At 35.2% G+C, this 11,842-nt stretch carries 10 protein-coding genes and 1 riboswitch; of the genes, 2 read left to right on the plus strand and 8 right to left on the minus strand.

What is annotated here, in order from left to right; genetic code table 11:
* Positions 1–12 precede the first annotated feature (12 nt).
* Genes Q0992_RS13975 through Q0992_RS13985 form a run of 3 tightly spaced genes read right to left on the minus strand, consistent with a single transcriptional unit; the run spans position 13 to position 2,835 of the window.
* A complete protein-coding gene (locus tag Q0992_RS13975) occupies positions 13–864 on the minus strand; it encodes a prephenate dehydrogenase (protein ID WP_299525665.1) in 852 nt (283 codons plus the stop codon).
* Between the two features lie 4 nt (positions 865–868).
* Positions 869–2,011, minus strand: coding sequence for an aminotransferase class I/II-fold pyridoxal phosphate-dependent enzyme (locus Q0992_RS13980; RefSeq protein ID WP_299525668.1), 1,143 nt, complete (start codon positions 2,009–2,011; stop codon positions 869–871).
* Positions 2,008–2,835 carry a prephenate dehydratase gene (locus Q0992_RS13985; RefSeq protein ID WP_299525671.1) on the minus strand — a complete coding sequence of 276 codons (828 nt, stop codon included), beginning with the start codon at positions 2,833–2,835 and terminating at the stop codon, positions 2,008–2,010. The genes Q0992_RS13980 and Q0992_RS13985 overlap by 4 nt, the downstream gene beginning before the upstream one ends.
* Before the next feature lie 362 nt (positions 2,836–3,197).
* On the opposite strand from Q0992_RS13985, the gene gldA reads away from it, so the two are divergent.
* Positions 3,198–4,091 (plus strand): gliding motility-associated ABC transporter ATP-binding subunit GldA, encoded by an 894-nt coding sequence (gene gldA, locus Q0992_RS13990; protein WP_299525674.1) that lies wholly within the window; start codon positions 3,198–3,200, stop codon positions 4,089–4,091.
* Between the two features lie 167 nt (positions 4,092–4,258).
* Entirely contained in the window at positions 4,259–4,747 is a 489-nt protein-coding gene (locus Q0992_RS13995; protein ID WP_299525677.1) for a CHAP domain-containing protein, read from the plus strand.
* Positions 4,748–4,768: 21 nt separating this feature from the next.
* Here the strand turns inward: Q0992_RS13995 and Q0992_RS14000 are convergent, their stop codons facing one another.
* From Q0992_RS14000 to Q0992_RS14020, 5 genes are all read right to left on the minus strand, one after another.
* The gene (locus tag Q0992_RS14000) at positions 4,769–5,512 is read right to left on the minus strand and encodes a head GIN domain-containing protein (RefSeq protein WP_299525680.1); all 744 of its coding nucleotides are present in this window, start codon (positions 5,510–5,512) and stop codon (positions 4,769–4,771) included.
* Positions 5,509–6,603, minus strand: a complete 1,095-nt coding sequence (locus Q0992_RS14005) for an acyloxyacyl hydrolase (RefSeq protein ID WP_299525691.1) — start codon at positions 6,601–6,603, stop codon at positions 5,509–5,511. Before Q0992_RS14005 ends, Q0992_RS14000 begins: the two co-directional genes overlap by 4 nt.
* Before the next feature lie 215 nt (positions 6,604–6,818).
* Entirely contained in the window at positions 6,819–7,775 is a 957-nt protein-coding gene (gene metF / locus Q0992_RS14010) for a methylenetetrahydrofolate reductase [NAD(P)H] (RefSeq protein ID WP_299525694.1), read from the minus strand.
* Positions 7,776–7,778: 3 nt separating this feature from the next.
* A complete protein-coding gene (gene metH, locus Q0992_RS14015) occupies positions 7,779–10,469 on the minus strand; it encodes a methionine synthase (RefSeq protein WP_299525697.1) in 2,691 nt (896 codons plus the stop codon).
* Positions 10,469–11,470, minus strand: a complete 1,002-nt coding sequence (locus Q0992_RS14020; RefSeq protein ID WP_299525700.1) for a homocysteine S-methyltransferase family protein — start codon at positions 11,468–11,470, stop codon at positions 10,469–10,471. Before Q0992_RS14020 ends, metH begins: the two co-directional genes overlap by 1 nt.
* A gap of 44 nt (positions 11,471–11,514) precedes the next feature.
* Positions 11,515–11,615, minus strand: a riboswitch (SAM riboswitch).
* Positions 11,616–11,842 lie beyond the last annotated feature (227 nt).

Here is an 11,842-nt window from a genome sequence, read left to right on the forward strand (position 1 = left end):
CTTTCTTAATTTTTATTGTATTCCGTTCAATATATCTTTAATGTGGTTTGTAGTTTCCATTTCATTGTAAACCGCTTCAAAATCACCATCTTCCATCAGATGTTTAAAATGTTTCAAGTTATTAATATACTCATCTAGCGTTTCAATAACATTGGTTTTATTTTGTTCAAAAATGGGTGTCCACATAGCTGGTGAACTTTTTGCCAAGCGCACGGTACTTTCAAAACCACTACCAGCCATATCAAAAATATCTCGCTCGTTTTTTTCTTTTTCAATCACGGTCTTTCCTAACATGAATGAACTGATATGAGATAAGTGCGATACGTAAGCAATATGCTTATCATGAGCTTTAGGATTCATGTAACGAATGCGCATGCCTAAATCCGAAAACAATTTTAAGGCTTTTTCTTGAAGCTTGAAGGCGGTCTCCTCAACCTCACAAATGATATTGGTTTTGTTCTTGTACAATCCTTCTGAAGCAGCTCTAGGACCTGAAAATTCTGTACCTGCAATAGGATGTGCTGCAAGAAAATTTCTTCTTTTTGGGTGGTTTTTCACTTTGAGGCATATATCTTCTTTGGTAGATCCGGCATCAAATACAATGGCTTCATCAGAAACACTATCTAAAACTTCTGGCAACACCTCTAAAGCTGCATCGACAGGAATAGCTAGTATTACCAAGTCAGCTTTATGTAAATTCTCAAAGTTAGCTTTCTTATCTATTATTCCTAATTCAATAGCTTCTTCTAAATGGCCCTCATTATTATCAATTCCAAAAATTGTACATTCAGAATTTTGCTTCTTAATATCTAGTGCAAAACTGCCTCCTATTAATCCTACTCCAATGACAAAAATATCCTTCATAAGCCTAAACCCTTGCTATTGCTTCTTCTATTAATTTTTCTGGTGAACATAAAGAAAAACGCACATAGCCTTCACCATTACTTCCAAAAATAGTTCCTGGCGTTATAAATATGGAATGCTCTTTAAGCACAACATCCGAAAATTCCTCCGATTTTATATGTGGTGGTAATTTTGCCCACACAAATAGTCCTGATGCATATTCATCGTATGTACAGTTTAACGCTTCAGCCAATTTCCAAATTAGTTCACGTCTTTGTTCGTAAACACTATTTAAACTTACAAACCACATATCCGAACATTTCAAAGCTTCGATAGCACCTTTCTGAATGCCATAAAACATTCCAGAATCCATATTACTCTTCACTTTTAATACGGCACTAAGATGCTCGTAACTACCAACGACCATACCCACACGCCAACCTGCCATATTGAAAGTCTTGCTAAAAGAATTTAACTCCAAGCATACCTCTTTTGCATAGTTGTAACGCATTATGCTTATCGGTTTTTCATTCAATATAAAACTGTAAGGATTGTCATTTACAATTAGAATACTATGACGTCTGCCAAAAGCGATAACTTCATCATAAAACTTGTTAGGTGCATTGGCACCTGTGGGCATGTGCGGATAATTGATCCACATTATTTTTACTTTACTAAGATCTAAGCGTTCTAACGCAATAAAGTCTGGCAACCAATGGTTGTCTTCTGTTAAGTCGTAAAGTACAGGTTTGGCCTCTAGAAGTTTGGTCACAGCTGAATAGGTTGGATATCCTGGATTTGGCACCAATACTTCATCACCTTTATTTAAAAACGCCATCGATATATGCATAATCCCCTCTTTACTTCCAAGGAGTGGAAGTATCTCGGTCTGACCGCTTAAACTAACTTTATAACGCTTTTTGTAAAAATTGGCGATTTCTTCTCTAAGCTCTGGAAGACCTTGATAGCTCTGATATTTGTTTGCGCCTTCTTCATCTAAACTATCTTTTAGCAACATGGTCGCCTTAAAAGGTGGCTCTAAATCCGGACTACCAACCCCTAAGTTAATAATCGGTTTTCCTTGCGATTTTAAAAACGCAACTTCTCTAAGTTTTTTAGAAAAGTAGTATTCTTCTACATGTTTTAAACGGTCGGCAATCTCTATCATAATCTCGCATTTTTATATTCGCCTAATACTTTAAAATTCTCTGCCATAATCTTCATAATGGAATTGGCTTTGTCATAGTCTTTATAGTCATCAAAAGTAACATCTACAAAAAAAGCATATTTCCAAGGCGTCTCGATTTTTGGCAAGGATTGAATTTTGGTTAGGTTGAGTTTACAATCACTCATAACATTGAGTATTGTGGCTAAACTACCACGTTTGTGGTCCAATTCAAATTTTAACGATGCTTTACTGAGTTCACTTTTTTTAAAAATATGATTTTGACGCCTTACAATGACAAATCGCGTTTCGTTATGCTTTATAGTTTGAATACTCTCTGCTAAAATATTGAGTCCATATAAACTTGCAGCATTTTTACTCGCTATCGCTGCAATTCCTTTAACTTCACCATCTGAAATTTGCTTTGCCACATCAGCAGTGTCTTTTGCTTCTACCAATTTGATATGTGGATAATCCTTAAGAAAGACTTTGCACTGTAACAACGCCATTGGATGCGAATGCACTTCCTTAATCGATGCTATAGTCTCACCTTGTAAAGCCAATAAATTATGCTGAATCTCTAAATAATATTCCCCTACTATACTTAAATTATGCTTATCTATAAGCGCATAGTTTGGAATAATGGAACCTGCAATTGAATTCTCTAAAGCCATCACTATGTTATCCGTATCGCCATTAATAAGACTATCTACAGCACTGTCAAAAGACATACACTCAACAACTTCTGCCCGGGTATTGAAGTATTGCTGTACCACTTCGTGATGAAACGATCCCTTTATGCCTTGTATTGCTATTGGTTTTCTCAAATGTCTTTCTTTATTATATAATCCTAAATCAACACTTCGGCAAAGCTCAGTGTGACAGTTCTGGACTTTTTCAATCTTTACTGGTTGAAAAAGAAAAAGTCTCGATTAAATCGAGACTTTCATAACTTATATTTAAATAAAACATACGCAGTCTCGTTCCTTTACTTAAAAAAGAAATAAAACCAGTTAAAATATGTTTTAGATATATTCATTCTTATTATTTGAATGGCTAATGTAATTAATATTTTTACAAATCAAAATTGTTAACCCTGCTTTTTAACAAATTAGTACGATTTTAAAGATTTAGTGATAAACCTTGAGTCCTGTTTTATATTATTATTTTTGATTAAATATTCCGAGAAATGTCAATAGAAGTAAAAAACATAACCAAACTTTATAAAGACCAAAAGGCGCTGAATAATGTTTCCTTTAAAGTGAATGACGCCGAAATTGTTGGCTTTTTAGGACCAAATGGCGCAGGTAAGTCTACAATGATGAAGATTCTGACCACTTATATTGAAGCATCTGAAGGTTCTGCTAACGTAAATGGTTTTGATGTTAATACTAACAAAAAAAATGTACAAAGCAGTGTTGGGTATTTGCCCGAGCACAACCCTCTTTATATGGACTTATACGTTAGGGAATATTTAAGCTTTAATGCCAATGTCTATGGTACTCCAAAATCTAGAATTGACGAGGTTATAAAACTGACAGGACTTAAACCAGAGGCGCATAAAAAAATTGGTCAACTATCTAAAGGTTACCGACAACGTGTAGGTTTAGCTAATGCCTTACTACACAATCCTAATGTTTTAATTTTAGACGAACCCACCACAGGTTTAGACCCAAACCAGTTAGTAGAGATTAGAAACCTCATCAGAACTATTGGTAAAGAAAAAACTGTTTTCCTTTCAACACATATTATGCAAGAAGTTGAAGCCATGTGTGACCGTGTGATTATCATCAACAAAGGTGAAATCGTTGCTGACAAATACTTAAAAGACTTAAGGAAAGGGCAAGAACAAGTTGTAGTGGTTGAATTTGATTATAGAGTTGAAGATACCTTTTTATTAAAATTACCAAAAGTAGCATCGGTGAAAAATCCCTATGGTTTTGTTTATGAAGTAACGTTCTCTACAAAAGAAGATATGCGCTCTCATGTGTTTGATTTTGCGCACGATAATGAATTGAAAATTCTACAACTCAATCAGAAAAATGCAAGTTTGGAAAGTTTGTTTAGAGAATTGACAAGCTAGAAAAGGTCCATCTTTACCTTTCCAAAGGAAAGAGATTTTTCACCTTTAGTTTAGAAAACAGCTATGAATAAATTAAAAAATGGGGTCTATTTTTATTTGGAATTTCCATTTTTACAATAAGTGGATTTCTTATATTAAAAAAGATAAGCTTAAACCCTAAATATAATGTGGGTGAAGAACTAGACAATCTAAATGGAGTATCGGTTTATTATAATGGTGGAGTTGATAATGTCAACGGTAGAGCATTAACTGAAGATGGTTATAATCTTGGATTAAAATTCCAGTGTGTTGAATTCGTTAAACGCTACTACTATGAAGCATTAAACCATAAAATGCCTGAAAGTTATGGTCATGCTAAAGATTTTTTTAACTCAAATCTAAAAGATGGACAGATAAATAAACAGCGAGGTTTAATTCAACATACCAATCCTAGTAAATCAAAACCCAAAGTAAACGACCTGTTGGTTTATTCAGGAACACTTTCAAATAAATATGGGCATGTTTCAATTATTTCTAAAGTTAAAGAGAAAGAAATTGAAATTATACAACAGAATCCTGGACCTTATGGTAATTCAAGAGAAACATATAGTTTATCCTTTGAGGATGGGCAATGGCTAATTAATAATTCTCGTGTTTTAGGCTGGTTAAGGAAGTGATTTAGAAAAGAAGGATTTCCATCAATCAAAAATTAATTGCCCTGTATAAATGCGTTCCACATCTACAAAAGGTGGTTCGTTAACTGCAATGACATTGCCAGTACCTCTAAGTATGCCTATTAAAGATTGGATAGGGTTGATAATCATATCGTTACTTCCGCGATGATTCACCCGAACATTTTGAGCAATTAAATCTCGGCCCTGAAATCTACCAGAACCAGAAGCAAATCGAACAGAAAGGTTCTCCGTTATTCCTTTGATATAAAATGAAGAAATGTTATTGGAAAGAATATCTAAATCCTGATTGTGTACACTTAGTCTAAAATCACCAACAGTAAATTCCATATTCTCATTAAAATCCTCAGAAACTAAACTCAAACTTGGATAAGACAAACTATTGTTAGAAGACACCTCATACTGTGATGAATTACGTATTTCTGTAATGTTGGGAGCTTCTACATATATTTTTGTAATGCCAAAGTCTCTCACAAAATTGCATGTATTATTATCAGTAAGTACTAATCGGTTTTCAATGACTTCCACTTTTACATCATTCAATAAATTTTCACCTGTTTCAATGGTCACTTTGTAGTTTTCGGCTTGAGAAATAATCAGCTCCACATTCCTATTCACCAAAATCCTATTAAAAGAAGGCACCAAAACCTCTTCTTGAATAATTTTTCCTGCTGTTTGAAAACAATCATTGGCATCTTCACTATTGCAAGCAAAAACAAATAACACAGCTATAAAAATTAGTTTTTTCATAATCTTACACCTATTCCAAATTCAACAGCTTCTGCTTTGGCGCCATGTGACTTTAAGGTGATGGCACCAAAAAATGTGTTGCCAAAATAGCGTTTTAAACCGACTCTAAAATATGTTCTACCTTCAAAATCAAATGGGTAATACACATAATAACCCAATTGTGTCTCTATGGACATTTTATTGATGAATAACTCGTGCCCAACAAAAAGACCAACGCGTTTAAAATCTTCATCGCCACTGACATCCAATTCAGGAAAGGATACTGACTGATAATAAATCAATTCCTTTAAAAAATTGGAAAAAAAGACATCAGCGCCTAACTGAATAGCACTGACATGGCTTAAACGCTTATCGGCATAAGCAGATAGAATATAAAATGGAAACTGCCCGCTGCCTATAATATCACTTTGATTAATACCACTTCTAAAGGCTAGATTATATTTAATTCGTTCGGTGTACTTCTCGTCTTCCAAATCATCTATATATTCAGAATCTTCCTCATCTAAATCGTAAGTTAATCCTAAATTAATCGCCACAGTATTAATACTTGTGTTTGGTGCTTTTACATTGGCATTAGAATAATGGATTAAGGACAATCCTCCCTCTAACCCAACACGATCAAAGAGACGTGGTTTTTTATAGTTCAGCATCAGGTAGGTTGAGCTTAATAAGTGTGATCCAAAAGCAATATTCTTATGGTTTTCAACCTTATCATAAGGGTTGGTGTTATAAGCGATGCCTTGTCCAATACGCAGCATTAGATGTCTCTTAAAAAAATAAAAATTATAGTGGGCATATAATCCATAATTATTACCCAAAACATCATTTCTTAGATTCTGAAAAATAAATGAGGCCCCATAGTCAGGATAATTAAAGCGCTGTTGCCAGTCCTCATCACCAAAAGTTTTCTTATTCCAACTAAAGATGATACCTTCGGGATGACCAGTAATAAGATGTAAGATATCATTATTGTGAAGCGCTATAGTTCCTGAAAAGTAATTGATATCGAAATAAGAGTCAGTGACTTTCTTTTCTTGTGAAAATAATATGAGCCCTAAAAGGAATACTAAACTCGTAAGTCTATATTTCATGGATAATCTATTACTGGCAAAAGTAATAGATTATTTAATTTATGAAGAAGGCTACTAATAAAGATGCTACAGCAATTGCTAATAGCTGGAGTGCAAATTTAAACTCGGTTTTATTTCGCTTTATAAACTTCATGATTTGGGCATTAAATTCGGCGCAAAATTAAGAATAAATCCATATTGCAAATGTTACGAAAAACTTAATAAAATGTCACGTTTTAGAAAATCTCTTTGGCGATGGCTTTAATGTTATTACTTTTCCCCATAGAGTAATAATGCAATACAGGAATCCCAGCCTTTTGAAGTTCTTTGGATTGCTCCACACACCATTCAATACCGACCTGCCTTACTTGTTTATTGTCCTTGCATTTCACAACTTCGATAATTAGCGCTTCAGGTAAGTCCACGTGAAAACGATGCGGAATTAAATTCAATTGTTTTTTTGTGGCAATGGGCTTTAGACCAGGGATTATTGGAACTGTTATACCTTCTTTTCTGCATTTCTCAACAAAATCAAAATATTTTTTATTGTCAAAAAACATTTGGGTAACGATATAAGTTGCCCCTTTCTTAATTTTCTTTTTCAAGAAATGAATATCACTTTCTAAGCTTGGTGCCTCCATATGTTTTTCTGGATAAGCGGCGACACCTATACAAAAATTGGTACAAGAGGTGTTCTGTAGTTCATCATCTAGAAATTTACCATGGTTTAGATTTTCTATTTGATCAACCAACTCACTCGCATAGGTATGCCCTTCTTTTTCGGGTCTGAAATAAGTTTCACTCTTAACGGCATCGCCACGCAGTGCCATCACATTATCTATATCCAAAAAATCGAGATCGACCAAAAAGTTTTCAGTGTCTTCTTTCGTAAATCCACCACACAATATATGAGGTATGGCATCTACATCATATTTGTTTTGAATAGCAGCACAAATACCAACGGTACCTGGTCGTTTTTTAACAACTTGTTTTTTTAGAAGTCCATTTCCAACGTCTTTGTATACGTATTCTTCTCTGTGATACGTGACATCAATAAATGGCGGTTTAAATTCCATTAAAGGATCTATATTATCAAAAATAGATTGAATGTGTTGTCCTTTTAATGGTGGTAAAATTTCAAATGAAAATTGCGTTCTCCCATTCGACTTTTCTATATGCTCAGTTACTTTCATATGTTAGCTCACAATATTTGGGTTGAGCCACTTTTGGGCTTCTTCAACAGTTATTCCCCTTCGATTACTATAATCCTCAACTTGGTCTTCTGTAATTTTTCCTAAACCAAAATATCTTGCTTCTGGGTTTGCAAAGTAATAACCACTTACGCTCGCTGCTGGCCACATGGCTAAGCTTTCAGTTAATTTTACACCAATGGTTTCTTCTACTTTAAGAATATCCCAAATGGTTTGTTTCTCTAAATGGTCTGGGCAAGCCGGATAACCAGGTGCTGGTCTTATGCCTTTATAGACTTCCTTAATTAATTCTTCATTGGTAAGATTCTCGTTTTTAGCATAACTCCAATAATTTGTCCTCACTTCTTTATGAAGATACTCCGCAAAGGCTTCAGCCAATCTATCGGCTAAGGCTTTAATCATTATGGAATTGTAATCGTCATTTCCCGCCTCATATTTTGAAGCTATTTCTTGAGTTCCAAATCCGGTCGACACACAAAAACAGCCTATATAATCTTGTATTCCTGAGGCCAGAGGTGCAATAAAATCTGCCAAAGCCATGTTAGGTTTTCCTTGAGCTTTCTTTGATTGTTGTCGTAATGTCAAGAATTTATAGATGCTTTCATTTTGTGCCCTATCCTTTAAAACAATTCCAATATCATCATCATTGACTGTATTTGCAGCAAAAAGTCCAAAAACAGCTTTGGCCTTTAAGAGCCTTTCTTTAAAAATACTTCTTAGCATGTCTTGTGCATCTTTAAAGAGCTCTTTAGCCTGTTCTCCAACGACTTCGTCATCCAATATATCTGGATATCGACCATGTAAATCCCAACTCCTAAAGAATGGCGACCAATCAATAAATGCTTCGAGCTTTGTAATGTCAAAATCTTTTAGAACATGAATTCCCAAATGCTCTGGTGTAATAATCTCAGAGGCTTCCCAATCAATTTGAAACTTGTTTTTCCGTGCCTCTTGTATGGTAAGGTATTCCTTTTTCTTTCCCCGTTTTAAGAATTGTTCGCGAAACGTATCATACTCTTCGCGGATTTGAGTTTTGTAAACAGTATTATTTTTTTGAAGCAGATTGCCAACTACGGTAACTGCTCTTGATGCATCATTGATATGAATTACGGTATGACTATAATGTGGCGCAATCTTAACTGCTGAATGTGCCCTGGAGGTCGTTGCCCCACCGATAATCAATGGAATACCGAGCTTCTTTTTTTCCATAGCTTTAGACACAAAGACCATTTCGTCCAATGATGGCGTAATTAGCCCGCTTAACCCAATAATATCAACATTTTCTTTTTGTGCGGTTTCAATAATTTTTTCTGGAGGCACCATAACGCCTAAGTCAACAATTTCATAATTGTTGCAACCCAAAACCACGCTTACAATATTCTTTCCTATATCATGAACATCGCCTTTTACGGTTGCCATTAAAATCTTGCCAGCATATTCTTGTTTCCCATCTTTTTCAGCTTCAATAAAAGGCTGCAAATAGGCTACCGCTTTTTTCATTACACGAGCGGATTTAACGACTTGTGGTAAGAACATTTTTCCACTTCCAAACAAATCTCCTACCACATTCATCCCAGTCATTAAATGCCCTTCAATGACTTCTATAGGTTTTTTAGATAATAATCTGGCTTCTTCGACATCGTCATTGATATAAGTATCTATTCCTTTAACTAGTGCATGGGTAATTCTTTCTTGTAAGGCATCATTTCGCCATTCTTGCGTCTGAGATTCTTGAGCTCTTTTCTGTCCTTTTACAGATTCTGCAAAATCCAACAAACGCTCTGTGGCATCATCTCGCCTATCAAATAGAACATCTTCAACATGCATCAATAAGTCTTTATCAATCTCGTCATAAACTTCAAGCATCGTTGGGTTAACGATACCTAAATTCATCCCGTTATGTATGGCATGGTATAAAAACGACGAATGCATGGCTTCTCTTACCACATTGTTGCCTCTAAACGAAAAAGACACATTACTCACGCCACCCGATACATTAGCGCAGGGCAAATTCTCCTTAATCCACTTAGTAGCTTCAAAAAAGTCGAGCGCATTTCTGCGATGCTCATCCATACCTGTGGCTACGGGAAAAATATTGGGGTCGAAAATAATGTCTTGTGGAAAAAAATTGACCTCATCAACTAGAATATCATAAGAGCGCTGACAAATTTCTATACGCCTTTCATAATTATCGGCTTGACCCTTTTCATCAAAAGCCATAACGATAACTGCTGCTCCATAACGCTTTATTAATTTGGCTTGTCGCTTAAACTCTTTCTCACCTTCTTTTAAACTTATGGAATTGACAACACATTTGCCTTGAACAACTTGCAAACCAGCCTCAATGATTTCCCATTTAGAACTGTCTATCATTATGGGAATCCTTGCGATATCGGGTTCTGACGCAATTAAATTCAAGAATGTGGTCATCGCTTCTACACCATCGAGCATTCCTTCATCCATATTGACATCTAGAATCTGCGCCCCACCATCAACTTGATCTCTTGCGACTTCTAAGGCCTCATTGTATTTTTCTTCCTTAATTAATCGAAGAAATTTTCGCGACCCTGTAACATTAGTACGTTCGCCTACATTTATAAAATTACTTTCTGGAGTCACCACTAAAGGCTCTAGTCCAGATAGGGTTAAATATTTCTTACAATCACTCTCTGACATTAGGCTAAATCTTGTGTTAATCTTGGTTGATAGTTTTGGGTAACTTCAGCTATGGCCTTTATATACTGAGGATTTGTACCACAACAGCCACCAATGATATTGACCAATCCATCTTGTAAATACTCTTCTATTAAGCTTTGCATTTCTCTTGCTGTTTGATCATATTCACCAAATGCATTCGGTAATCCTGCATTGGGATGTGCGGATGTATAAAAGGTGGTTTCGTTAGACAATCTCTGTAAATAGGGTTTTAATTGTTTTGCGCCTAAAGCACAGTTAAACCCAACACTCAATAGTGGAATATGGGAAATAGATGTTAAAAAGGCCTCTACGGTTTGTCCTGATAAGGTTCTTCCTGAAGCATCAGTAATGGTACCAGATACCATAATTGGCACATCAATGTTTCGCTCCTCCTTAACCTCCTCAATAGCAAATAAGGCAGCTTTTGCGTTTAAAGTATCAAAGATGGTTTCCACAAAAAGTGTGTCAACTCCACCATCTATCAAAGCTTCTACTTGTTCTTTGTAAGCAATTCGCAACTCATTAAAGGTAATGGCTCTATATTCTGGTCTATTGACATCTGGAGACAAACTCGCTGTTTTATTGGTAGGCCCAATACTGCCAGCTACAAACCGTGGCTTATCTGGATTAAGGGAGGTAAATTTATTCGCTACTTCCTTAGCTATTTTAGCAGATTCAAAATTCAGTTCATAAACCAAATCTTCCATATTATAATCAGCCATTGATATGGTTGTACTTGAAAAGGTATTCGTTTCTACAATATCTGCACCAGCCTCAAAATATTTGGTATGTACCTCAGCAATCGCCTTAGGCTGTGTTATGGACAACAAGTCATTATTTCCCTTCAAGGGAGATGGGTAATCTTTAAAGCGTTCTCCTCTAAAATCCTCTTCTGTGAAGTTGTAAGCTTGAAGCATGGTGCCCATGGCTCCATCAAGGACTAGGATTCGTTTTTGTAATTCAGTATATATGTTAGGCATCCTGATTAATTATTATTGTTATCAGGAAAGTGAAGATTTAATTTCCGTTATCTGTTCTGTTTAACAGTAGAATTTAGCACCTTCTTACGAGTAAGGGTTGCTAAGGTTTCATTGGGTCTAATCCCTCCACCTTTCTTGATAACATTTCAGTAATTTATTTGAACTTAACAAATACAAATATGGTCTACAAAGAATTAATATCCTAATGAATTTATAAAAATATAAAATTGGCCTTTCATTTAATTTAATTTTCTAATTTTGCACTTCGATTTAAAAAGGAAAAATTTGTCTGATTGCAACCTTGTAAAAAAATGCTAAAGCAGTAAACTTTCTACTTCTCTAGCGACCAAGTAATCTAGCAAATTCAAAAAT

It is taken from the genome of Winogradskyella sp. (assembly GCF_028289625.1).
Classification (GTDB): domain Bacteria; phylum Bacteroidota; class Bacteroidia; order Flavobacteriales; family Flavobacteriaceae; genus Winogradskyella.